At 60.4% G+C, this 24488-nt stretch carries 21 protein-coding genes; 14 read left to right on the top strand and 7 right to left on the bottom strand.

The window, feature by feature from the left end; all coding sequences use genetic code 11:
- Positions 1 to 65: 65 nt before the first annotated feature.
- The 5 genes from bioD to bioB form a co-directional block, all read right to left on the bottom strand.
- Positions 66 to 746: a dethiobiotin synthase gene (bioD, locus tag ACIF4X_RS12135; protein WP_397482301.1), complete on the bottom strand. Its 681-nt coding sequence runs from the start codon at positions 744 to 746 to the stop codon at positions 66 to 68.
- The gene (gene bioC / locus ACIF4X_RS12130) at positions 743 to 1555 is read right to left on the bottom strand and encodes a malonyl-ACP O-methyltransferase BioC (RefSeq protein ID WP_397482300.1); all 813 of its coding nucleotides are present in this window, start codon (positions 1553 to 1555) and stop codon (positions 743 to 745) included. Before bioC ends, bioD begins: the two co-directional genes overlap by 4 nt.
- On the bottom strand, positions 1548 to 2279 hold the full coding sequence (locus tag ACIF4X_RS12125) for an alpha/beta fold hydrolase (protein ID WP_397482299.1): 732 nt from the start codon (positions 2277 to 2279) through the stop codon (positions 1548 to 1550). The genes bioC and ACIF4X_RS12125 overlap by 8 nt, the downstream gene beginning before the upstream one ends.
- Positions 2272 to 3450: an 8-amino-7-oxononanoate synthase gene (gene bioF / locus ACIF4X_RS12120; RefSeq protein WP_397482298.1), complete on the bottom strand. Its 1179-nt coding sequence runs from the start codon at positions 3448 to 3450 to the stop codon at positions 2272 to 2274. Before bioF ends, ACIF4X_RS12125 begins: the two co-directional genes overlap by 8 nt.
- 130 nt (positions 3451 to 3580) lie before the next feature.
- Entirely contained in the window at positions 3581 to 4636 is a 1056-nt protein-coding gene (bioB, locus tag ACIF4X_RS12115) for a biotin synthase BioB (protein ID WP_129395794.1), read from the bottom strand.
- Positions 4637 to 4727: 91 nt separating this feature from the next.
- On the opposite strand from bioB, the gene ACIF4X_RS12110 reads away from it, so the two are divergent.
- The 5 genes from ACIF4X_RS12110 to rarD all read left to right on the top strand — a co-directional run bounded on the left by ACIF4X_RS12110 (position 4728) and on the right by rarD (position 10590).
- Positions 4728 to 5462, top strand: a complete 735-nt coding sequence (locus tag ACIF4X_RS12110; RefSeq protein WP_397482297.1) for a ComF family protein — start codon at positions 4728 to 4730, stop codon at positions 5460 to 5462.
- A 187-nt stretch (positions 5463 to 5649) separates the two neighbouring features.
- Positions 5650 to 6414, top strand: coding sequence for a TOBE domain-containing protein (locus tag ACIF4X_RS12105; protein WP_397482296.1), 765 nt, complete (start codon positions 5650 to 5652; stop codon positions 6412 to 6414).
- A 70-nt stretch (positions 6415 to 6484) separates the two neighbouring features.
- Positions 6485 to 8386, top strand: coding sequence for a PhoX family protein (locus ACIF4X_RS12100; RefSeq protein ID WP_397482295.1), 1902 nt, complete (start codon positions 6485 to 6487; stop codon positions 8384 to 8386).
- A gap of 167 nt (positions 8387 to 8553) precedes the next feature.
- The gene (locus ACIF4X_RS12095) at positions 8554 to 9528 is read left to right on the top strand and encodes a serine/threonine protein kinase (RefSeq protein ID WP_016983182.1); all 975 of its coding nucleotides are present in this window, start codon (positions 8554 to 8556) and stop codon (positions 9526 to 9528) included.
- Positions 9529 to 9702: 174 nt separating this feature from the next.
- Positions 9703 to 10590, top strand: coding sequence for an EamA family transporter RarD (gene rarD / locus ACIF4X_RS12090; RefSeq protein WP_007910020.1), 888 nt, complete (start codon positions 9703 to 9705; stop codon positions 10588 to 10590).
- A 223-nt stretch (positions 10591 to 10813) separates the two neighbouring features.
- Here rarD and ACIF4X_RS12085 read toward each other — a convergent pair whose 3' ends face one another.
- Positions 10814 to 11332: a glycine cleavage system protein R gene (locus tag ACIF4X_RS12085; protein WP_016983184.1), complete on the bottom strand. Its 519-nt coding sequence runs from the start codon at positions 11330 to 11332 to the stop codon at positions 10814 to 10816.
- Positions 11333 to 11785: 453 nt separating this feature from the next.
- On the opposite strand from ACIF4X_RS12085, the gene ACIF4X_RS12080 reads away from it, so the two are divergent.
- Complete coding sequence (locus ACIF4X_RS12080) at positions 11786 to 13963, top strand: malate synthase G (RefSeq protein ID WP_397482294.1); 2178 nt, start codon at positions 11786 to 11788, stop codon at positions 13961 to 13963.
- A 339-nt stretch (positions 13964 to 14302) separates the two neighbouring features.
- Here the strand turns inward: ACIF4X_RS12080 and ACIF4X_RS12075 are convergent, their stop codons facing one another.
- Positions 14303 to 14749 carry a response regulator gene (locus ACIF4X_RS12075; protein WP_397482293.1) on the bottom strand — a complete coding sequence of 149 codons (447 nt, stop codon included), beginning with the start codon at positions 14747 to 14749 and terminating at the stop codon, positions 14303 to 14305.
- 258 nt (positions 14750 to 15007) lie between these two features.
- Between ACIF4X_RS12075 and ACIF4X_RS12070 the strand changes: the two genes are divergently transcribed.
- From ACIF4X_RS12070 to ACIF4X_RS12035, 8 genes are all read left to right on the top strand, one after another.
- The gene (locus ACIF4X_RS12070) at positions 15008 to 16942 is read left to right on the top strand and encodes a DUF294 nucleotidyltransferase-like domain-containing protein (RefSeq protein WP_397482292.1); all 1935 of its coding nucleotides are present in this window, start codon (positions 15008 to 15010) and stop codon (positions 16940 to 16942) included.
- Positions 16939 to 17646, top strand: a complete 708-nt coding sequence (locus ACIF4X_RS12065; RefSeq protein WP_397482291.1) for a PolC-type DNA polymerase III — start codon at positions 16939 to 16941, stop codon at positions 17644 to 17646. The genes ACIF4X_RS12070 and ACIF4X_RS12065 overlap by 4 nt, the downstream gene beginning before the upstream one ends.
- Before the next feature lie 332 nt (positions 17647 to 17978).
- Entirely contained in the window at positions 17979 to 18455 is a 477-nt protein-coding gene (locus tag ACIF4X_RS12060) for an RNA polymerase sigma factor (RefSeq protein ID WP_189684071.1), read from the top strand.
- Entirely contained in the window at positions 18452 to 19426 is a 975-nt protein-coding gene (locus ACIF4X_RS12055; protein ID WP_397482290.1) for a FecR domain-containing protein, read from the top strand. Before ACIF4X_RS12060 ends, ACIF4X_RS12055 begins: the two co-directional genes overlap by 4 nt.
- 231 nt (positions 19427 to 19657) lie before the next feature.
- Positions 19658 to 22084, top strand: coding sequence for a TonB-dependent siderophore receptor (locus tag ACIF4X_RS12050; protein ID WP_397482289.1), 2427 nt, complete (start codon positions 19658 to 19660; stop codon positions 22082 to 22084).
- A gap of 74 nt (positions 22085 to 22158) precedes the next feature.
- The gene (locus ACIF4X_RS12045) at positions 22159 to 23289 is read left to right on the top strand and encodes a PepSY-associated TM helix domain-containing protein (RefSeq protein ID WP_397482288.1); all 1131 of its coding nucleotides are present in this window, start codon (positions 22159 to 22161) and stop codon (positions 23287 to 23289) included.
- On the top strand, positions 23286 to 23465 hold the full coding sequence (locus ACIF4X_RS12040) for a hypothetical protein (RefSeq protein WP_194935251.1): 180 nt from the start codon (positions 23286 to 23288) through the stop codon (positions 23463 to 23465). The genes ACIF4X_RS12045 and ACIF4X_RS12040 overlap by 4 nt, the downstream gene beginning before the upstream one ends.
- A gap of 209 nt (positions 23466 to 23674) precedes the next feature.
- Positions 23675 to 24304 carry a glutathione S-transferase gene (locus ACIF4X_RS12035; protein ID WP_397482287.1) on the top strand — a complete coding sequence of 210 codons (630 nt, stop codon included), beginning with the start codon at positions 23675 to 23677 and terminating at the stop codon, positions 24302 to 24304.
- The last annotated feature ends 184 nt before the right edge of the window (positions 24305 to 24488 follow it).

The raw sequence follows: 24488 nt of genomic DNA, 5'->3' as shown, positions 1-24488 counted from the left end.
CAGAGGCGTCAGAAAAACACCCGTCAAAAACACTAATGGCACAGTGCCTGCCCATAGAGAAAAGCTTAGTCGAGCAAATCCAGTTGCAAATGATCCGCCACCGCTTCTGCGCTCAAAGCCTTGAGTTTTGGCACGCGGCCCAGGCACGGCGCCGGAATTCGCTCGGCCAATGTCGCCAGATTTTCTTCCAGGCGCGAAGTTTTCGGATCGATGATATTTGCCACCCAGCCGGCCAGTTGCAGCCCATCGCGAGCAATCGCCTCCGCCGTCAGCAAGGCATGACTGATGCAGCCCAACCGCACGCCCACCACCAGAATCACCGGCAGTTTCAGCGCAATCGCCAGATCCGACAGATTGTCCTGATCTGCCAACGGCACCCGCCAGCCACCCGCGCCTTCGATCAGAGTGAAATCGGCATTCATCGCCAGAATCTCGCGCATCGGCGCCAGCAACGATTGCACGGTCAACGCTACACCGGCCTCGCGCGCTGCCAGATGCGGAGCAATCGCCGGCTCGAACGCCACCGGATTGACCTGTTGATAAGTCAGCGGCAGCGAGCATTCGGCCAACAACGCCAACGCGTCGGCATTGCGCAACCCCTTGGGCGTGACGTCGCACCCGGACGCCACCGGTTTACCCGCCGCCGTACTTAGCCCTGCCGAACGAGCTGCATGCAGCAACCCGGCGGCAACGGTGGTCTTGCCGACATCGGTATCCGTTCCGGTGATGAAATAGGCTGCGCTCATACGGGTTTCTCCAACACGGCGTAGACCACCTGATAAGTCGCCGGCAACCCCGACGCCTCACGGAACTGCTCGTAAGCTTCAACCAAACCGAGAATCCGCGCCCGCCCGGTCAAACCGCCCGGCCGCCCCGGGTTCAGATTGTGCGCGCCCAAGGCTTTCAATTCATGGGTCAGGCTACGCACATCCGGGTAATGCAATACGTGCGGCTGTTGCTCCAGACTCAACGCCCGCAAACCGCTGGACGCACACAGCTGCTCATAACGGGCGAACTCGCGGAAGCGGTTGACGTGCACCAGCCCATCGACCTGCCGCCAGCTATCGCGCAGCTCAAACAAAGTCCCTACACAAAGACTAGCAAACGCAAAAATCCCACCCGGTTTCAGCACGCGAAAAGCCTCGCTGAGCACCGCCTCGAAATCCGCGCACCACTGCACCGCGAGGCTGGAGAAGATCAGCTCGCAGGTCGAATCCTGCAAAGGCAGCCGCTCGGCATCACCGACAATGAAATGCTCAGCGCCAGCCAATGGACGCGCGTGATTGAGCATGCCCTCGGCAATGTCCAACGCCAGTCCATGCCCCTCGACAAAACGTTCGGCCAGCGCCCGGGTGAAATAACCCGTGCCGCAGCCCAGATCCAGCCAGCGCGACGGTACGAAATCCACCGGCAAGCGCTGCAGCAACTGCGTACCAACATCACGTTGCAATTCGGCGACGCTGTCGTAACTGGCCGCCGCGCGAGAAAAAGAAGCCGCGACCTGACGCTTGTCAGGCAAGCCGCCAGGCAGCGCAACAAGAGACAAATCAGTCATCACCGCACTCGTGTAGAAAAGCCTGGATAGCGCCCGCCAGTCCATGGGGGTCTTCCAGAAGAAACGCATGACAGGCCTGTTCGATCAGACCCATTTCGATATCCGGCAACAGGGCGAATAACGCCCCCGCCGCTTCCGCGGGGACCAGGGCATCCTGTCCCGCGAACAGATGAAATTGCGGACCGCGAAAGGCTTGCAGTGCTTCGCGTGTGTCCATCTGCGCGAGCAATTCCAGTCCCGCCATCAATGCAGCCGGCGCAGTGTGCGGTGCGCCGCCCAACATCAACCGCGACAGGCCGCGCGGATCCTGCGCACCTTGAGCACAGAGCAGCGAAAACCGTTTGAGGGTCATCCGCGGATCGGTCTGACAACCGGCGAGAAACGCATCGAACGTTTCGCCCGGCATCGCGTTCGGCCATTGTTCATGGGCAACAAAACAAGGATTGCTCGCCAGCGCCAGCAACCCGCAGCAACGCTCGCCGCGCCGTGCCGCCAGTTCGGACGCAAGCATGCCGCCCAGCGACCAGCCACCCAGCCAGACGTCTTGAGGAATGTTTTCATCGAGTTCCTCGAGCCAGTCTTGCAGATCACTGGAATCCAGTTCCGGCAACGGCTCGATTTCAACCTTCAGATGTTCGTCGAGCCCTTGCAAAGCGGCGGCAAGGGGTTCCATCGGCGACACACCGAGACCCCAACCGGGCAGCAGAATCAGGCGATCACGCATGGCTTGGCTCCGACGTCAGTTGGGCAAAGCAATCGGCCAGTCCCTCTAACAATAGCTGCACCTGCGCCTCGCTGTGGGCGGCGGTCAGGGTCACGCGCAGCCGCGCGCTGCCGGCGGGCACGGTGGGTGGGCGGATCGCGGTGACCATCAACCCGCGCTCGCGCAACATCTGCGACAGCCGCACCGCGCGCCCGGCATCGCCAATCATGATCGGCTGAATCGGCGTGAAGCTGTCCATCAGTTCCAGCCCGATCTGCTCGGCGCCACGGCGGAACTGGTCGATCAACGTCCGCAGATGTTCACGACGCCAGTGTTCAGTGCGCAGCAGCTCCAGACTTTTCAGCGTTGCGCAGGCCAGCGCCGGCGGCTGGCTGGTGGTGTAGATGTACGGGCGGGCGAACTGGATCAGGCTTTCGATCAGCTCTTCGCTGCCTGCGACAAATGCCCCGGCGGTGCCGAAGGCTTTGCCGAGGGTGCCGACCAACACCGGCACATCCTCCTGACTCAATCCGAAATGTTCGACGATGCCGCCGCCGTTCGCGCCGAGCGGCCCGAAACCGTGAGCATCATCGACCATCAACCAGGCACCTTTGGCCTTGGCTTCACGGGCCAGCGCCGGCAGATTCGCGAGATCGCCATCCATGCTGAACACGCCGTCAGTGACCACCAGCGTGTTGCCGGTGGCTTTCTCCAGACGTTTGGCCAGGCTGTCCGCATTGTTGTGCAGATAGCGATTGAAACGCGCACCGGACAACAACCCCGCATCCAGCAGCGAAGCGTGATTGAGGCGATCTTCCAGAACTGTATCGCCCTGCCCGACCAGCGCCGTAACGGCGCCAAGATTGGCCATGTAACCGGTGGTGAACAACAAAGCACGCGGGCGCCCGGTGAGATCAGCCAGTGCTTCTTCCAGCGCATGATGCGGACCGCTGTGGCCGATCACCAGATGCGACGCACCGCCACCGACGCCCCAGCGTTCAGCGCCGGCGCGCCAGGCTTCGATCACTTGCGGGTGATTGGCCAGGCCGAGGTAATCGTTGTTGCAAAAGGCGAGCAAGGGTTTGCCGTCGACCACCACTTCAGGTCCCTGCGGGGATTCGAGCAGCGGTCGCTGGCGATAAAGATTTTCGGCACGACGGGCAGCAAGGCGTGCGGCGAGATCGAAAGACATGCAGGCCTCACATCTGAAAAATGACTGTGCAGGAGCTGCCGAAGGCTGCGATCTTTTGATCTCGTCTTTTAAAAAACAACAGCAAAAGATCGCAGCCTGCGGCAGCTCCTACATGGAATCCGTGGGGCGATCAGACGGCGGCGTTGTAGAACTGCTCGCTGCTCTTCTGCTCCACCAGGGCCTGCTCGATCGCGGCTTGATGCACCTCATCGGAATGCTCTTCACGAGCCTCCGGCTGGATACCCAGGCGCGCAAACAACTGCATGTCCTTGTCCGCCTGCGGGTTGGCGGTGGTCAGCAACTTGTCGCCGTAGAAAATCGAGTTGGCCCCAGCGAAGAACGCCAACGCCTGCATCTGCTCGTTCATCGCTTCGCGGCCAGCGGACAGGCGCACGTGGGATTGCGGCATAAGGATGCGCGCCACGGCGAGCATGCGGATGAAGTCGAACGGGTCGATGTCTTCGGCGTTTTCCAGCGGCGTACCGGCGACTTTCACCAGCATGTTGATCGGCACCGATTCCGGATGCTCCGGCAGGTTGGCCAACTGGATCAGCAGATTGGCGCGGTCGTCCAGCGACTCGCCCATGCCGAGGATGCCCCCGGAGCAGATCTTCATCCCCGATTCACGTACATACGCCAGCGTCTGTAGACGCTCGCTGTAGGTGCGGGTGGTGATGATGCTGCCGTAGAACTCAGGCGACGTGTCGAGGTTGTGGTTGTAGTAATCGAGGCCGGCCTTGGCCAGTGCTTCGGTTTGATCCTGGTCGAGACGGCCGAGGGTCATGCAGGTTTCCAGGCCCATGGCCTTCACGCCTTCGACCATTTTCAGCACGTACGGCATGTCTTTGGCCGACGGGTGCTTCCATGCCGCGCCCATGCAGAAACGTGTCGAACCGATGGCCTTGGCGCGTGCTGCCTCTTCGAGGACCTTCTGCACTTCCATCAGCTTTTCTTTTTCAAGGCCGGTGTTGTAGTGACCGGACTGCGGGCAGTACTTGCAGTCTTCCGGGCAGGCGCCGGTCTTGATCGACAGCAGGGTCGAAACCTGCACGCGGTTGGCGTTGAAATGTGCGCGGTGCACCGTTTGCGCCTGGAACAGCAAGTCGTTGAATGGCTGTACGAAGAGTGCTCTGACTTCGGCCAGAGACCAGTCGTGACGCAGGGTGGCAGTGGTGCTCGCGCTCATGGGTAATTCCTTGGTTATGCTTGGCTTGCGGCTGCGGGAACGAAATACCCACAGGTGCTACACGGATGTTCGGCATATTTAAGGAAGAGCCATGCGCTGTCAACCACGATACGAAGGACCGGTTTACATCTGTTTAAATAATGTACAGACATGCCTGCTCTGCGATGAACCGGCAGAAGCACAAATGCCAATCTGCAGCGCCTGCGAAACTGATCTGCCTTGGCTCGGCGAGCAGTGCGTCACCTGCGCTTTGCCCTTGGCCGCAGCGGGCCTGACCTGTGGCGAGTGCCTGCTAGAGCCGCCTGCGTTCGAGCAGGTGGTCGTGCCTTGGTTGTATGGTTTCCCTGTCGACAGTCTGATTACGCGCTTTAAACACAACGCGACATGGCCGTTTGGCCACCTGCTCGCCGACGTTCTCGGGGAATACCTGCAACATCGCTTCGACGAAGGTTTGCCGAGGCCCGATGCGTTGTTGCCGGTGCCGCTGGCGCGTAAACGTCTGCGTCAACGAGGATTCAATCAGGCTGCGATGCTGGCGAGGTGGTTGAGTCAGTCGCTGGATCTGCCGTGCGAAGAACAGGTTCTGCGGCGAGTCAAGGAGACTGACGCACAGCAGGATCTCGACGCCAAGGCGCGTAAACGCAATCTGCGTAATGCTTTCAACCTCATGCCGGATGCGCAGGTGAAAGGTCGGCATCTGGCGCTGGTTGATGATGTGCTGACCACTGGCGCCACGGCGCAGGCGCTTGCGCGTCTATTGATGGACGCTGGCGCTGCGCGGGTCGATGTCTATTGCCTGGCGCGCACGCCGAAACCCGGAAGTTGAAGCCAACACATAACCCCTGTGGGAGCGAGCTTGCTCGCGAAGGGGCCAGAACATTCAAAATCACTGTTGACTGACACGCCGCTTTCGCGAGCAAGCTCGCTCCCACAGGGTTCTGTGTCGGGCTTGACTCTCGCGTTGCAAGCGGCCAACTTCACCCCCCACCGCCACAGCTAAAAAGCATCCATCCATGTCCATGCCTTCCCTGTTATCCCAGCACATCGTCCGCCGTCCGCAGCGCATCGCTTTGCTGCAACACATCGCCGAACAGGGCTCGATCACCCGCGCCGCGAAGAGCGCAGGCCTGAGCTACAAAGCCGCGTGGGACGCCATCGATGAGCTGAACAACCTGGCGCAGAAACCATTGGTCGAACGCGCCGTGGGCGGCAAGGGCGGTGGCGGTGCAAAACTGTCCAGCGAAGGCGAACGCGTGTTGCGCCTGTATCAAAAGCTGCAGGCCTTGCAGGCCCAGGTGCTGGAAGCAGCGGAAGACGCCAGCGACCTCGACCTGCTCGGTCGCTTGATGCTCAGAACCAGCGCGCGCAATCAATTGCACGGCAAAGTCGTGGCGATCGAGGCGCAGGGCCGCAACGATCTGATCCGCCTCGAGCTGGCCGAAGGGCTGTGCCTCGACGCGCAGATCACCCACGACAGCACCGTCCATCTGGAGCTGCAAACCGGCACCGAAGTGGTCGCGTTGATCAAGGCTGGCTGGCTGGAATTGCTGGGCAGCGAGCAATCTGCAACGTCTGGTCACAATCTTCTACAGGGCACCATCGAAGCCATTCTCGACGCCGAGGACGGCCCCAGCGAAGTTCGCATTACCCTGCCCAACGGCCATACCCTCTGCGCCCTGGCCGAGCCACTGGACTTGCGCACCCGTGGCCTGACCGTCGAACAACCGGTGCAGGTGCAGTTTTCACCGTCCAACGTGCTCATCGGTACACCGCTCTAATCGAGCGCTGCAACGAAAGCGTCATCGACGCTCATTAAGGTGGCTGCCAAAACCAAGCAGGGAGCCTGATGTGAGCCTATTAGAAGAAAACCAATCCACTGACCTGGAAAAAATGGTCGGCCTCAGCCGTCGCGGTTTCATCGGCGCCGGTGCGCTGTGCGGTGCGGCAATGTTCCTCGGCGGCAGCCTGTTGAGCCGCAGCGCGCTGGCCGCCGGAGTCAGCGCCGGTAACAGTCGCTTGCTCGGTTTCGAGAGCATTCCTGCCGCGACCACCGACGTCATCACACTGCCCAAAGGCTACAAATCTTCAGTCCTGATCAGTTGGGGCCAGCCCCTGCAAAAGAACGGCCCGGCGTTCGACCCGAGCGGCAACGGCACCGCCGCCGCACAGGAAGTGCAATTCGGCGACAACAACGACGGCATGAGCCTGTTCGCCTTCCCCGACGATCGCAACCGCGCGCTGATGGCGATCAACAACGAATACACCAACTATCGCTACCTCTACCCGCACGGCGGCATGCCGCAATCGGCCGAAGACGTGCGCAAGGCGCTGGCCTGCGAAGGTGTCTCGGTGATCGAAGTGCAACGCAAGAACGGTCAGTGGCAGTTTGTTCAGGGCTCGCGCTACAACCGCCGCATTCACGGTAACTCGCCACTGCGCATCAGCGGTCCGGCGGCCGGTCATGACCTGATGAAAACCGCTGCGGACAAACACGGCAAAAAAGTCCTCGGCACGTTCCAGAACTGCGCCAACGGTAAAACGCCGTGGGGCACCTATCTGACCTGCGAAGAAAACTTTACCGACTGCTTCGGCAGCAGCAATGCCCAGCAGCAGTTCGACCCGGCGCAAAAGCGCTACGGCGTTTCGGTCGCCAGCCGCGAGATCAACTGGCACCCGTACGACCCGCGCTTCGACATGGCGAAGAACCCCAACGAACTCAACCGTCATGGCTGGGTGGTCGAGATCGATCCATTCGATCCGCAATCGACCCCGGTCAAACGCACCGCGCTGGGCCGCTTCAAGCATGAGAACGCCGCTCTGGCCGAGACCGATGACGGTCGCGCCGTGGTGTACATGGGCGATGACGAACGTGGTGAGTTCATCTACAAATTCGTCAGCCGCGACCGCATCAATCACCGCAACGCCAAGGCCAACCGCGACATCCTCGATCACGGCACCCTGTACGTGGCGAAATTCGATAATGGCGACAACAACCCCGATCACCCGAAAGGCCAGGGCCAGTGGATCGAACTGACCCACGGCAAGAACGGCATCGATGCCAGCAGCGGCTTTGCCGATCAGGCTGAAGTGTTGATCCACGCGCGCCTCGCTGCCAGTGTGGTTGGCGCAACACGCATGGACCGTCCGGAATGGATCGTCGTCAGCCCCAAGGACGGCCAGGTTTATTGCACCCTGACCAACAACGCCAAGCGTGGCGAAGACGGCCAGCCAGTGGGCGGACCGAACCCGCGAGAGAAAAACGTTTACGGGCAGATCCTGCGCTGGCGCACCGACCGCGATGATCACGCTTCGAAGACGTTTGCCTGGGATCTGTTTGTGGTCGCTGGCAACCCGGGCGTGCATGCCGGGACGCCGAAAGGCGGCTCAAAGAACATTACTCCGCAGAACATGTTCAACAGCCCGGATGGTCTGGGCTTCGACAAGGCCGGTCGCTTGTGGATTCTCACCGATGGTGACTCGAGCAATGCCGGGGATTTTGCCGGGATGGGCAATAACCAGATGCTCTGCGCCGACCCGAAGACCGGCGAGATTCGCCGGTTCATGGTCGGGCCGATTGGTTGCGAGGTGACGGGGATCAGCTTCTCGCCAGATCAGAAGACTTTGTTTGTCGGGATTCAGCATCCGGGGGAGAACGGTGGTTCGACCTTCCCTGAGCATTTGCCGAATGGCAAGCCGCGGTCTTCGGTGATGGCGATTACCCGTGAGGATGGTGGGATCGTCGGCGCCTGACAGGCCCTCATCGCTGGCAAGCCAGCTCCCACAAGGTCTTGCGCAAGACCTAGTGGGAGCTGGCTTGCCAGCGATGGCGTCAGCCCAGACACCAAACCCCTAAGGGCCTGCCATCTGCGCTACCATGCTGGGCCGGACGCGGCAGCCTGCTGCGCGCAGGAGTCAGCATGGCCCACCCGTTTGAAACCCTTACCCCCGACCTCGTGCTCGATGCCGTTGAAAGCATCGGCTTCCTCAGCGATGCGCGCATCCTGGCGCTCAACAGCTACGAAAACCGCGTCTATCAAGTCGGCATCGAAGACTCCGAGCCGCTGATCGCCAAGTTCTACCGCCCACAACGCTGGACCAACGAAGCCATCCTCGAAGAACACAAATTCACCTTCGAACTGGCTGACGTCGAAATCCCGGTGGTGGCGCCGTTGATCCACAACGGCGAAACCCTGCACGAGCACGCCGGTTTCCGCTTCACCCTGTTTCCCCGCCGTGGTGGCCGTGCGCCGGAGCCGGGTAATCTTGATCAGCTGTATCGCCTCGGCCAGTTGCTCGGGCGCATTCACGCGGTCGGCGCAACCAAGCCGTTCGAACACCGTGAAGCCCTCGCCGTGCAGAACTTCGGCCACGCCTCGCTGAACACCTTGCTCGAAGGCAATTTCATTCCGAAAAGCCTGCTGCCGGCCTACGAGTCCGTCGCCCGTGACCTGCTCAAGCGCGTGGAAGATGCCTACGCGAACACGCCGCACCAGAACATCCGCATGCACGGCGACTGTCACCCTGGCAACATGATGTGCCGTGACGAGATGTTCCACATCGTCGACCTCGACGACTGCCGCATGGGCCCGGCGGTGCAGGACATCTGGATGATGCTCGCTGGCGACCGCCAGGAATGTCTGGGGCAGTTGTCGGAATTGATGGATGGCTACAACGAATTCCACGACTTCGACCCGCGCGAACTGGCGCTGATCGAACCGCTGCGCGCCCTGCGCCTGATGCACTACAGCGCCTGGCTCGCTCGGCGCTGGGATGACCCGGCGTTCCCGCACAGCTTTCCGTGGTTCGGCACCGAGCGTTATTGGGGCGATCAGGTGTTGGCGTTGCGTGAGCAACTGTCGGCGCTGAATGAAGAGCCACTGAAACTCTTCTGATCAAAATCAAAGATCAAAAGATCAAAAGATCGCAGCCTTCGGCAGCTCCTACCTTGGAATGCATATCCCTGTAGGAGCTGCCGAAGGCTGCGATCTTTTCGCTTTCTGACACGACACATCTATACAAGCTCCTTACAATCCCCCCTTTGTCAGCTGCCTGAGCAAGGATTCTGCATGCAAGCCGCCAACCCGCGTCGCGGGTACATTCTGGGCCTGAGTGCCTACATCATCTGGGGCCTGTTCCCAATCTACTTCAAAGCCATTGCCGAAGTGCCGGCGGTCGAGATCATCATCCATCGGGTGTTGTGGTCGGCGCTGTTTGGTGCGCTGTTGCTGATGGTGTGGAAACACCCGGGCTGGTTGCGCGAGTTGCTCGACAATCCCAAGCGACTGGCGATCCTGGCCTTGAGCGGTACGCTGATCGCGGCCAACTGGCTGACCTACGTATGGTCGGTAAACAACGGGCGCATGCTCGAAGCGAGCCTCGGTTACTACATCAACCCATTGGTAAACGTGCTGTTGGGGATGTTGATTCTCGGCGAACGCCTGCGGCGGATGCAGTGGATCGCGGTCGGTCTGGCGGCGGTCGGTGTAGCGCAACAGGTGTGGCAGGTCGGCAGTCTGCCGTGGGTATCGCTGGTGCTCGCGCTGACCTTCGGCTTCTACGGCTTGATCCGCAAACAGGCGCCGGTCAAGGCGTTGCCGGGGCTGGTGGTGGAAACCTGGATGCTGGTGCCGATTGCCATCGCCTGGCTGCTCTTCAACCAGACCGCGACCAGCGCCCAGCCTGAGTTCTGGACCACGTCTCAAGCCTGGTGGCTGGTGGCCGCCGGACCGGTTACGTTGGTCCCGCTGGTGTGCTTCAACGCCGCCACGCGCCACTTGCCTTACACCACGATCGGCTTCCTGCAATACCTGGCGCCGACCCTGGTGCTGTTGCAAGCGGTGTTGCTGTTCGGTGAGCATCTATCGTCCAGCACACTGGTGGCGTTTATCTTCATCTGGGCCGGTCTGGCCGTTTATAGCGTCGATGCGGTGATCAGTTTGCGTCGGCGCAGCTGATCAAAAAACGCACAAACCTTCACAGGCCACGATTCTCGTGGCCTGCATCGTTCCTTCCCAAGGTTATCCACAGCGTGATCCCCGCCGTTTGTGTGCAAGTCACTGAATGTTGGCGGTTTTTTGATCACCTGCTGCAAAGCCACGGCAGGCCTCGCGTTGCGGGGTGTCTCTACAGGTTATCCACAGGCAGGTGCACGTTTAAACTGGATAACCTGACCGACGCTTAAACGTCTGTGCGTAACACCAGTTCTACCATCAGATCATCAGCCAGGGTTTCCAGACGCGACTGCAGGACGTCCAGCGACAAGGTCAGCGGCACCGCGAGAATCGCCTCGGCATGAAACAACGGCTCGCTGCTCATCGGCGCCGGACGCACTTCGGTTACCAACCTTTCCAGATTCACACCCTGCTCGCTCAACAACCGCGTGATATCGCGCACGATCCCCGGACGATCATTGCCCACCAGGTCCATGGCGATAGGTTTCCAGGTGCAGGATTGTTCGATACCGCTTTCGGCGATCAGCACGCGAATGCCATGAGTCGACAGGGCTTGTAAGGCATCGACTAATTCGTCGTAAGCCTCTGCCGGTACCCCCACTCGAAGAATCCCGGCGAACTGCCCGGCCATCCGCGACATGCGGCTTTCCAGCCAGTTACCGCCGTGTTCGGCAATGCATTGGGCGATGCGCTCGACCTGCCCGGGCTTGTCCGGGGCGAAAACGGTGAGTACGAGATGGTCCATGGCGCAGCCCTCTTGTCATGACTTTTGTTGTAGAAGGGCAAGTATAGGCAAGGGATGGTCAGCCGCCTCAGACGCCCGAAAAGACAAATCGTGTACAACTTTTTATATTTAGCTGGAACAATCCATCGGTTTTTTGAGAACATCCCGTTCCGCGATGTGACCGCAATGCGACATGAGGTCGCAGAACGACGTAATTAGTCTGATTTTCACAAGCGCAACTCATCATGTAGTATGCCGCAGCGCGCACTACATAACGCTGGATCGATGTCTGCCCAAGGCCTGTTCGCAACCCTGAAAGCCCCGTCAGCAAGGCCCCAAGCCGTTGATTGGTCCCAGCCCAGCCGCCAGCAATGGCATGTACTGGTCGGCAGGTTTGTGGTTTAAATGGCCAGAGGCTTCATTGTCAAATTGAAGAGCTGAAAAGCGAAATAGCTGAGCAGAGTGAGGCAAGCAATGACTGAACACGTTCAAGTCGGTGGCCTGCAGGTCGCCAAAGTCCTGTTCGACTTCGTGAACAACGAAGCCATTCCCGGTACCGGCCTCACCGCCGACAAATTCTGGGAAGGTGCCGACAAGGTCATTCATGACCTGGCGCCGAAGAACAAAGCCCTACTCGCCAAACGCGATGACTTCCAGGCACGCATTGACGCCTGGCATCAGGAACGCAACGGTCAGGCGCACGACGCCGTGGCCTATAAAGCCTTCCTGCAAGAAATCGGTTATCTGCTGCCAGAAGCGGCTGATTTCCAGGCAACGACACAAAACGTCGATGATGAAATCGCCCGTACCGCCGGCCCGCAACTCGTTGTGCCGGTGATGAACGCCCGCTTCGCTCTCAATGCCTCGAATGCCCGTTGGGGTTCGCTGTATGACGCCCTCTACGGCACCGACGCGATCAGCGAAGACGGTGGCGCGGAAAAAGGCAAAGGCTACAACAAGGTGCGTGGCGACAAAGTCATCGCCTTCGCCCGTGCGTTCCTCGACGAAGCCGCACCATTGGCTGCGGGTTCTCACGTTGATTCGACCGGCTACAAGATCGCTGACGGCAAACTGCTAGTCACCCTCAAGGATGGCAGCAACGCTGGCCTGCGCGACGATGCGCAACTGATCGGTTTCCAGGGCGACGCCAACGCGCCAATCGCCATCCTGCTGAAACACAACGGCCTGCACTTCGAAATCCAGGTCGATGCCACCACCCCGGTTGGCCAGACCGACCCCGCCGGCGTCAAAGACATCCTGATGGAAGCGGCACTGACCACCATCATGGACTGCGAAGACTCCGTCGCCGCCGTCGATGCTGACGACAAAGTGGTGATCTACCGCAACTGGCTCGGCCTGATGAAGGGCGATCTGTCGGAATCCGTGTCCAAGGGCGGCCAGACCTTCACCCGCACCATGAACCCGGATCGCACCTACACCGCGCCGAATGGCGGTGAAGTGACGTTGCACGGTCGTTCGCTGCTGTTCGTGCGTAACGTCGGTCACCTGATGACCATCGACGCGATCCTCGACAAAGACGGCAACGAAGTGCCGGAAGGCATCCTCGACGGTCTGGTCACTTGCCTCGCGGCGATGCACAACCTCAACGGCAACACCTCGCGTCGTAACACCCGCACCGGTTCGGTTTACATCGTTAAACCGAAGATGCACGGCCCGGAAGAAGCGGCGTTCACCAACGAGTTGTTCGGTCGCATCGAAGACGTGCTGGGCCTTACGCGCAACACGCTGAAAGTCGGGATCATGGACGAGGAACGCCGCACCACGGTCAACCTCAAGGCCTGCATCAAAGCCGCCAGCGAGCGCGTGGTGTTCATCAACACCGGTTTCCTCGACCGCACCGGCGACGAAATCCACACCTCCATGGAGGCCGGCCCGGTTGTGCGCAAGGCCGACATGAAGGCAGAGAAGTGGATCGGCGCCTACGAAAACTGGAACGTCGATATCGGTCTGAGCACCGGCCTGCAAGGTCGCGCGCAAATCGGTAAAGGCATGTGGGCAATGCCCGACCTGATGGCGGCGATGCTTGAGCAGAAAATCGCTCACCCGCTGGCCGGCGCCAACACCGCTTGGGTTCCTTCGCCGACTGCCGCAGCACTGCACGCGCTGCACTACCACAAGGTCGACGTGTTCGCCCGTCAGGCCGAACTGGCCAAACGTGCTCGCGCTTCGGTCGACGACATCCTGACCATCCCGCTGGCGGTCAACCCGAACTGGACGCCAGAGCAGATCAAGAACGAACTGGACAACAATGCCCAGGGCATTCTCGGTTACGTGGTGCGCTGGATCGACCAGGGTGTGGGTTGCTCGAAAGTGCCGGACATCAATGACGTCGGCCTGATGGAAGACCGTGCCACGCTGCGTATCTCCAGCCAACACATCGCCAACTGGCTGCGCCACGGTGTGGTCACCGAAGCGCAAGTGATGGAAAGCCTCAAGCGCATGGCGCCGGTGGTGGATCGTCAAAACGCCAACGACCCGCTGTACCGTCCGCTGGCACCGAACTTCGACAGCAACATCGCCTTCCAGGCGGCGGTCGAACTGGTGATCGAAGGCACCAAGCAGCCGAACGGTTACACCGAGCCGGTGTTGCACCGTCGTCGTCGCGAGTTCAAGGCGGCTAACGGTCTGTAAATTTGCGTAGATGTGAAAAAGCCCTGGTCGAGAGATCAGGGCTTTTTTGTTTGTGCGGTTTGGGCTGTATTTGTGGTGGGCTTGAGATCGATCCCCCTCACCCCAGCCCTCTCCCCACGGGGGCGAGGGGGAAAGGGAACAGATCTATATGCTTTTCAAAATCTGAGTTCGGCTCAGGAATTGCCAAGGGTTGAGGGGCAAGGGAGCAGATATTGGTGCTTTTCAAACCCTGAGTTCGACTGAGGAATCTCAGGTCGGTGTACCTCGAACATCCACCTCGGTCAGTCCCCTCTCCCTCTGGGCGGTCCGACGTTTCGGGAGGGCTAGGGTGAGGGGCTTCTAAGGCTCGATGCCTAATTCATGTTTCACCAGCGCCAACAACTTGCCCGTATCAATCGGCTTGAGCAGAAAATCCACCACGCTCAAATGCATCGCCGCAATCGCATCCTTCACATCGGCATCGCCCGAGACAATGATGATCGGCATCGCCGCCCGCACCGATTCTCGCACCTGGCGAATCAGGTCGAGGCCACCGACATTGCCCATGCGCAGATCGGTAATGACCAGCCCGATCGAAGGTTTTTCTTCGAGCATCTTCAGCGCCGTTTCACCACTGGCGGCGGTCATGCAACGGATGCCATCCAACGCGAGAATCTCCGACAACAGCTCCCGGGCGTCCTTGTCGTCATCGACGATCAGTACACGCTGCGGCGGCAGGTCAGGTTCGAGCATGACTGCACTGAGCGCTTCTCGCTCGGCATCGCTCAAAATATCGTGGTCGGACATGGCGTTCTCTAAATGTTCAAAACAATCCCTTGGCAAGTGGTCAGACATCGCGGGGCAGAGCTTCAATGTGCACTTCGTCGGATTTTTTTCCAAGGGGGTAATACAGGGAATTTCCGACTGTTTGCGTAGGGCATCTCTGAAACTGCGCCAATGGTGGCAAAACCTAGACTTACGTCCAATGGGCACCCCGCGCGCAGGGGCCGACCATGGCTGCAACGATCCGACAACAACAATTCAAAAAAGACTGCGGTAATGGTTATGAGTAAAGCGGACGCCTTCACCCAGGCAGGGAAAACCGCGGTATTGCAGAACATTCAGGGCACCCTGCAATTCCTCCAGCGCTTCCCGCCCTTCAATCAGATGGAACACGCCCACCTCGCGTATCTGGTGGAACAATGTCAGCTGCGTTTCTATGGCCAGGGCGAAAGCATCATCAAACCCGCCGACGGCCCGGTCGAACACTTCTATATCGTCAAACAGGGTCGGGTGGTCGGCGAACGTCAGCACATCACCAAGCCCGGCACCGAGACCACGTTTGAAATCACCACCGGCGAATGCTTTCCGCTGGCTGCATTGCTCGGCGAACGCGCAACGCGCACCGAGCATCTGGCCGGCGAAGATACGTTCTGCCTGCAACTGAACAAACTGGCGTTCATCAAGCTGTTCGCCCTGTCCAACGCCTTCCGTGATTTCGCCTTGCGCGGGGTCAGCAGTCTGCTTGATCAGGTCAATCAGCAAGTGCAGCAAAAAGCCGTGGAAACCCTCGGCACGCAGTACTCGCTGAACACCCGACTGGGCGAACTGGCGATGCGTCATCCGGTGACCTGCAGCCCCGACACGCCGTTGCGTGAGGCGGTAAAGTTGATGCACGAGCAGCAGGTCGGCAGCATCGTTGCGGTGGATGAACACAGGGCACCGCTGGGCATTTTTACCCTGCGCGATCTGCGCCATGTCGTGGCTGAAGGCGTCGGCAATTTCAGTGAAGCCATCGAGCAACACATGACGCCCGCGCCCTTCTATCTGTCGCCGGATCACAGCGCGTTCGATGCGGCGATTGCCATGACCGAACGGCACATTGCGCACGTCTGTCTGGTCAAGGATCAGCGCCTGTGTGGCGTGGTTTCCGAGCGCGATCTGTTCTCGCTGCAACGAGTCGACCTGGTGCATCTGGCGCGGACGATTCGCAGCGCCCAGCGCGTTGAACAACTGGTGAGCCTGCGCGGCGAGATCGGCCAACTGGTCGAACGCATGCTCGCCCACGGCGCGTCTTCGACGCAGATCACCCACATCATCACCTTGCTCAACGACCACACCGTGTGCCGGGTGATCGAACTGACCCTCGCCGAAAAAGGCGATCCCGGCGTGCCGTTCAGTTGGCTGTGTTTCGGCAGCGAAGGCCGGCGCGAGCAGACCCTGCACACCGATCAGGACAACGGCATTCTGTTTGATGCCCGCGATGCTGCGCATGCGGCGGAGATTCGCGGCAAGCTGCTGCCGATTGCCCAGCAGATCAACCAGAGCCTGGCGCAGTGCGGCTTCACCCTGTGCAAAGGCAACATCATGGCCGGCAACCCCGAGCTGTGTTTGTCGCGAGCAGAATGGGCGCGACGCTTCGCGGCATTTATCCGTGAGGCGACGCCTGAAAATCTTCTTGGGTCGAGCATCTATTTCGATCTGCGCGTGGTCTGGGGCGATGAAACGAGCTGCGAACAACTGCGCCGGGGCATTCTGGAGCAGGTCGGCGACAACCGTTTGTTCCAGCGCATGATGGCCGAGAACGCCTTGCGCAATCGTCCACCGGTGGGGCGTTTCCGCGAGTTCGTGCTGGCGCGCAAGAATGGCGAGAAAGCCACGTTGGATCTCAAGGTACAGGGGCTGACACCGTTCGTGGATGGCGCGCGACTGCTGGCGCTGGCCAATGGCATCGATACCAACAACACCCTCGAACGCTTCCGTCAGTTGGTCGAAAAAGAAGTGATCGAGCGGCTGGATGGCGCGGCTTATGAAGAGGCCTATCACTTCATTCAGCAAACGCGCATGCAACAACATCAACTGCAGACGCGGGAAAACCTGCCCTACTCCAACCGTGTCGACCCCGACAGCCTCAACCATCTGGACCGGCGCATCCTGCGTGAATCCCTGCGTCAGGCTCAACGCCTGCAAAGCAGCCTGACCTTGCGGTATCAGCTATGAGTCTGTTCTCGTGGCTGCGCCCGGCGAGTCCGGTGCTGCCGGCAGATTTTCAGCAGCGTCTGACGAAGCTGCCGGCGATCACCGAGCTGAGCGAATGCACGCTGCGCGAACAACGTTGGGTGGTGCTGGATCTGGAAACCACCGGGCTCAACCTGAACAAGGATCGCGTGCTGTCGATTGGCGCGGTGGTGATCGAGGACGGCGCGATCGATTTCAGTCAGCAGTTCGAGCGGACGCTGCAATGCCGGGAATTGAAGCTCAGCCCCAGCGTGTTGATTCACGGATTGGGGCCGAACGCGATTGCGGCGGGCAGTGAACCGGCCGAGGCGTTGCTGGAGTTCATGGAGTTTGTCGGTGACAGCCCGGTGCTGGCGTTTCATGCGCCGTTTGATCAGCACATGCTGGGCCGCGCATTAAAGGAGCATCTGGGGCACAAATTGCAGCAAGTGTTTCTGGATGTCGCTGATATCGCGCCGCTGGTGTGTCCACATGCGCAGATTCGTGAGGCCGGGCTGGATGAGTGGATCGACTGGTTCAAGCTTGAGGTGTTCGAGCGGCATAATGCGAGTGCCGATGCGCTGGCCACGGCGGAGCTGGCGTTGATTCTGTTCAGCCGGGCGCGGGGGCAGCAGATTCATAGTCCGTTGAATTTGCAGCAGCGGTTGAGTCAGTGGAAGCGGCGGCAGCAGGCGCCTTCTTTTTAGAAGCACCCTCACCCCAGCCCTCTCCCCGAGGGAGAGGGAGCCGACCGCGTCGCCTGAAGACTTGCATCGACCTGAAAAAACGAGTCGATTATGGATTCACTAAAGATCGCTCAGGTCGGTGTATCTCCTGAATATCCCCCGATCGGTCCCCTCTCCCTCCGGGAGAGGGCTAGGGTGAGGGCCCGCCTTTAAACGCCCACCTGACCAGTGGCCAATTGCTAACCATTCCCACCTCTGCCACAATCGCGAACAATTCGCGTTAGTTAACATTTCCCAATCGGTGATGTCCGGTGTCGTCAGTCCCAAGCCCTCACAGTGAGCTCGTCGGTGCGATGTATCGTGACCATCGTGGTTGGCTGCTGGCATGGCTGCGGCGCAATGTGGCGTGTCCGCAACGTGCCGAAGACCTGAGCCAGGACACTTTCGTCCGCCTGCTCGGGCGCGATGAAATGCTGACACCCCGCGAACCGCGCGCCTTTCTGGTGGCAATCGCCAAAGGCTTGCTGTTCGACTACTTCCGCCGCGCGGCGTTGGAGCAGGCTTACCTCACCGAATTGATGCTGATCCCCGAAGGCGAACAACCCTCGGTGGAAGAACAGCAAATGATCCTCGAAGACCTCAAAGCCATCGACCGCTTGCTCGGCAAACTGTCGACCAAGGCCCGTGCCGCTTTTCTTTATAACCGCCTCGACGGGCTCAGCCATGCCGAGATCGCCGACAAGCTCGGCGTCTCGGTGCCGCGCGTGCGTCAGTACCTGGCGCAAGGCATTCGTCAGTGCTACATCGCCCTGTACGGTGAACCGACGTGAGTCCGGCCAGTTCCAGTCCCGTACCGGCGCATGTACTGGATGCGGCGATTGCCTGGCAACTGACCCTCGATTCGAGCAGTCCGCTGGAGCGCGAAGAGTTCGCCAAATGGCATGCGGCCAACGAAGAACACGCCCGCGCCTGGCGGCAGCTGGGCATGCTCGATCAGCGTTTCAGCGTGGCCAAAGGGCCAGCGCGCAGTGCACTGCTGCAATCGCGTGAGGGCATTCGCCGGCGGGTACGCAAGCTTGGCAGCGGGTTGGCCAGCGTGGTGGTGATCGTGGGTCTGGGGTTGTTCGCCAGTGAACGGTTTATGCCGCTGGATTACTGGCTCGCCGATCAGCGCACCGCTACCGGTGAGCAGCGCACCGTGCGCCTGGCTGACGGCACCGTGCTGAATCTCAATACTCACAGTGCGGTGGATGTGCGCTTCGATGAGACACGCCGACTGATCGTGTTGCAGGAAGGCGAAATTCTCGTCGAGACCGGTCACGGCGATCCGCGGCCCTTCATCGTTGAAACCCGCGAAGGCAGCATGCGTGCCTTGGGCACGCGGTTTCTGGTCAAGCGTGAAGACGAAGGCACACGCCTGAGCGTGTTGCAGTCGGCGGTCGCGGCGCACCCGCAATCCAACCCTGAAGAGCAAATTCTCCATGAAGGCCAGCAAGTGCTGCTGCGCAGTGACGGGCTGGGCTCGATTGTCGCGCTCAATCCCGGTGCCGACGCCTGGACGCGTGGCATGCTGGTGGTGGATAACGCGCGCCTCGGCGATCTGGTGCATGAACTGGGGCGTTATCGTCGCGGGCATCTGGGCGTGGCGCCGGAAGTGGCGGATCTGCGGATTACCGGTAGCTTCCCGCTGCATGACACCGATAAGGCCTTGAGCGCGCTGCTGCCGACCCTGCCGGTGCAGATCGAGCGGCATACGCCGTATTGGGTGACCGTCGCGAAGGCTGATATCAAGCCTGAGTAGTGTGGCGCCTGCGCGGCCGCCATCGCTGGCAAGCCAGCTCCCACAGGGATCTGCGGTGAGCATCAATTTTGTTAACAGCACTGAAACCTGTGGGAGCTGGCTTGCCAGCGATGAGGCTCCTACAGCCTGCACTTTCAGTTAATCGAAATTATTTTCATCCAGCCCTATCACTTTCTGCTTTTCATCCGGCACACAGGCAATTGAGAAATATTTCCATTCAGGAGCCGCCGTATGTCCCGTTCGCTAGACACCTTGTTGCGCCCCAGTCTGCTGGCCGTCGCCATCGCGCTCAGCGCGCCGCTGATCAGCAGTCCGTTGCTCGCCGCTGAACAAGCGTCCAGCGTGCGCGCCTACAACCTGCCGGCGGCGCCGCTGTCGACCACCCTGAATCAGATCGCCAGCCAGGGCGGCATTGCGCTGTCGCTGAGCCCGTCGCTGGCAGCGGGGAAGACCTCGGCCCCGGTGAGCGGCCAGTACGATGCGGCGGGCGCTCTGCGCGCGGCCCTGCGTGGCACCGGTTTGCAACTGGAACAAAGCAGCACCGGCACCTACACCCTGGTGGCCGTGCCTGAAGGGACGTTGGCCCTGCCGGAAACATCGGTTATCGGCGTGGAAAACTTTGAAAGTGCCTGGGGCCCGGTCGAAGGCTACACCGCCACCCGTACCGCCGCCGGCACCAAGACCGACACCGCGCTGGTCGAAGCACCGCGTTCGATCTCGGTAGCCACCCGCCAGCAAATGGACGACCGCAGCGTGCACAGCCTCGATGACGCCGTGCGCTATATGCCGGGCATCACCGCCAGCAGCTACGGCAGCGATACCCGCGCCGACTGGTTGCGCGTACGCGGTTTCGAACCGACGCAATTCCTCGACGGCCTGCCGCTGCCGAAAGGCGTGTACGCCAACCCGAAACAGGAAACCTGGAACCTCGACCGCCTCGCCCTGCTCCGCGGCCCGGCCTCGTCGGTTTACGGCCAGACCCCACCGGGCGGCCTGCTGGACATGGTCAGCCGTCGCCCAAGCGCCGAAGCCAGCAGCGAAATCCAGTTGCAGTACGGCAGCGACAACCATCGCCAGATCAACTTCGCCAGCACCGGCAAGATCGATGACGCCGGCCAGTTTCTCTACGGACTCAGCGGCGTGGTGCGCGACAGCGGCACGCAGGTCGATCACGTCGACAACAAACGCTACAACATCGCGCCGAGCCTGACCTGGAACATCGACGACGACACCAAGTTCACCCTGCTGAGCCAGTTCACCCGCGACGATACCGGCATCACCAGCCAGTTCCTGCCGGTGCAGGGCACCAAGATCAAGTCACCGTTCGGTGATATTTCCCACCACAAGAATCTCGGTGATCCGGACTGGGAATATTACGACCGCACCTACTACGCGCTGGGCTATGCCTTCGAACATCGTTTGAACGATGTCTGGCAGTTCAAGCAGAACCTGCGCTACACCAAGTCGGATCTGTCGTTCCAGTCGCTGACGCCGGGTTCCTATCCGTTCGCGCAAGTTGACGATCAGGGCAACGTAAACCGCACCAGCACCAGCGTCGACGAAGACATCAGCCAGTTCGCCGTGGACAACAACTTCCAGGCCGACTTCGCCACCGGTGACATCCGCCACACCCTGCTGCTGGGTCTGGATCACCAGCGCAGCAACACCAACTACACCTCGATCTTCGGTGATGGCCTGCCAACCAACGTGATCACGCCGATCTACGGTCAGCCGATCGTGCGCCCGGCGCGCTCGACGGCGTTTTACGACTACAACCAGAAGACCTACCAGACCGGCCTGTACATCCAGGACCAGATGGCCCTCGACCAGTGGCGCCTGACCCTCGGCGGCCGTGAAGACTGGGTGCACACCAGCACAAAGTTCATCAACAAGGGCGATGCCACCAACACTCAGCGTGACAAAGCCTTCAGCGGCAACGCCGCGCTCAGCTACGTGTTCGACAACGGTTTCGTGCCGTACCTGTCGTACGCCGAATCCTTCCAGCCGACCACGGGCGCCGACGCCACCTCGACCGGATCGCTCAAACCGACCGAAGGCAAGCAGTGGGAGCTGGGCATCAAGTACCAGCCCCCGGGCAGCAAAACCCTGCTGACTGCCGCCGTGTATGACCTCACCCAGAAGAACGTCTCGGTCAACACCTTCGTCAACAACGTATCGATCACCAGCCAGACTGGCGAAGTGAAAGTCAAAGGCCTGGAGCTGGAAGCGGTTTCCGACGTGACCGACAACCTGAAAGTCATCGCTGCCTACACCTTGGCCAAATCCGAAGTGCAGAATGGCGTCGACAAGGGCAATCGCCTGCAACTGATGCCGAACCAGCAAGCATCGTTGTGGACCGATTACACCTGGCACGCCGGCGTGCTCGACGGCTTCGGCATTGGCGGTGGCGTGCGTTACACCGGCAACACCTACGGCGACAAGGCCAACACTTGGCTGGGCAAGGCGGATGCCTACACCGTGTTCGACGCGAGCGTGCATTATGACCTCGGCCGTCTGGACAACAGCCTCAAAGGCGCATCGCTGGCACTCAACGCGACCAACCTGTTCGACAAGGACTACATTTCCACCTGCGACAGCTTCTACTGCTACTACGGCGACCAGCGCAGCGTCGTCGCCAGCGCCACTTACAAGTGGTAAGCAACTGAGCTGAAACAGGCCCTGTGACCAGGCCGTCCTTCGTGGACGGCTTTGGTGTTTTTGAAGGTCATGAAATGAAAAGTAAAACAATCCGTCGCTGGTCGTTCATCCACACCTGGACCAGCCTGGTCTGCACCGTGTTTTTGCTGATGCTGGCATTGACCGGTCTGCCACTGATTTTCCATCACGAGATCGAGCACTTGCTCGGCGATGCGCCCGAAGTGCGCGAGATGCCGGCCGACACGCCACGGCTGAATCTGGCGCAGTTAGTCGAAGCAGCGGAAAAATATCGTCCCGAGGAAGTCGTGCAGTACTTCGGTTTCGACGACGATGAGCCGAATGCCGTGCTGACGATCATGGCGAAAACCGCCGGCACCGAACCGAACTCATCGCACACCTTCATGCTCGATGCGCGTACCGGAGAGGCGCTGGAAACACCGTCGGCCAACGGCGGCCTGATGCTGTTTATCCTGCGCCTGCACGTCGACATGTTCGCCGGGCTGCCGGGCAAGCTGCTGCTGGCGTTCATGGGATTGCTGTTTGTCGTGGCGATTGTTTCCGGGACGGTGCTGTACCTGCCGTTCATGCGTCGTTTGAAATTCGGCACCGTACGCCAGGACAAGTCGACAAGGTTGCGCTGGCTCGACCTGCACAACCTGATTGGCGTGGTCACCCTGACCTGGGCGCTGGTGGTCGGCGTGACCGGCGTGATCAGCGCCTGCGCCGACCTGCTGATCGCCGCTTGGCGCAATGAAGCACTGACTGCGCTGATTGAACCTTACCGCGATGCACCTCCGCTGACGCATCTGGCGCCGGCCACGCGTTTGCTCGACATCGCCGCCGAAGTGGCACCGGGGATGAAGCCGGATTTCATTGCCTTCCCCGGCACACGCTTTTCCAGTGAGCACCATTACTCGGTGTTCATGAAGGGCGGCACGCACCTGACCTCGCATCTACTGACGCCGGTGCTGATCGATGCCACCACGCTGCAGGTCACTGCCGTGGCCGAACGACCGTGGTACATGGACGCCATGGGCATGTCGCAACCCCTACACTTCGGCGACTACGGCGGCATGCCGATGAAGATTCTCTGGGCCACGCTCGATGTGTTGACGATCATTGTGCTCGGCAGTGGCGTGTATCTGTGGGTGGTACGGCGCAAAGCGGCCAAGCCTGTGCTGGAAACGGCGGAGGCGTCTGCATGAAGCCGCGTCAGTCGAATTTCTGGAAGGTATTCAGCACGCCAATCGTGATCGCGCTGCTCAGTGCGGCGGGGTTGTTTGCAGCGTTGCTTGGAGATGGGATTTGGGATGCGTTGAGCTGGGTTGGGCTGGGTGTTCCGGCCGTTCTGGCGATCAGGGGATTGTTGCTGCGCAGGTAGTTTTTGTGCTGTCGGTGATGGCCTCATCGCTGGCAAGCCAGCTCTCACAAGAATCTCTGCTGGGCCTGAAATGTGTGTTCACTGCAAACACCTGTGGGAGCTGGCTTGCCAGCGATGGCGGCCGGATGGGCGCCATAAATTCCCTCGCCAGCCATCGCGGTTCTGACTAGGCTAACCACCTGCTCTTCGACGATCACCGAGGTTTGCCAATGTCCGCACCCAGCATGACCCTGTACCACAACACCCTCTCCCCGTTCGTGCGCAAAGTAATGGTGGTGCTGCACGAAACCGGTCAGCAGGATCGCGTCGCCCTGCAAGACTGCGTGCTGAGCCCGGTCAGCCCGAGCGCCGAGCTCAATCTCGACAACCCGCTGGGCAAGATCCCTGCACTGCGCCTGGCCGACGGCAATGTCATCCATGACAGCCGCGTCATCCTCGAATACCTCGACCAGCAACACGTCGGCAATCCGTTGATCCCCCGCGAAGGCGCGGCTCGATGGCGGCGTCTGACCCTCGCTTCGATGGCCGACGGGATCATGGATGCGTCGGTGATGGTGCGTTATGAAATGGTCCTGCGTGCTCCGGAAAAGCATTGGGACGAATGGCTCGAAGCCCAGCGCGACAAGATCCGCCGCGCCCTCGCTGTACTTGAAAAGGAGGCGATTGCCGAGCTGACCAGCCATTTCGACGTGGCGGCGATCAGCGTGGCCTGTGCCTTGGGTTATCTCGATTTACGCTTTCCGGATCTGGGCTGGCGTGACGCCAACCCGCAACTGGCCAACTGGTTTTTTGAAGTGAGTCAGCGACCGTCCATGATCGCGACCATGCCCAAGCCTTAAATCGGCGGCGCCAGTTCCGGCCTTATCGCTGGCAAGCCAGCTCCCACAGGATTTGTGGTAGATCGGGGATTTGTGTCATCACCGAACTCATTGTGGGAGCTGGCTTGCCAGCGATGGCACCACCTCGGTTCCACAGGCAAAAACCCGATAATCCGCGTCACCAACTCATCCTTCCAGCACTGAT

It is taken from the genome of Pseudomonas sp. NPDC085632 (assembly GCF_044541255.1).
Lineage (GTDB): Bacteria > Pseudomonadota > Gammaproteobacteria > Pseudomonadales > Pseudomonadaceae > Aquipseudomonas.
Note: the sequence above shows the minus strand (reverse complement) of the source record. Positions and strands in the feature narration are given on the sequence as shown.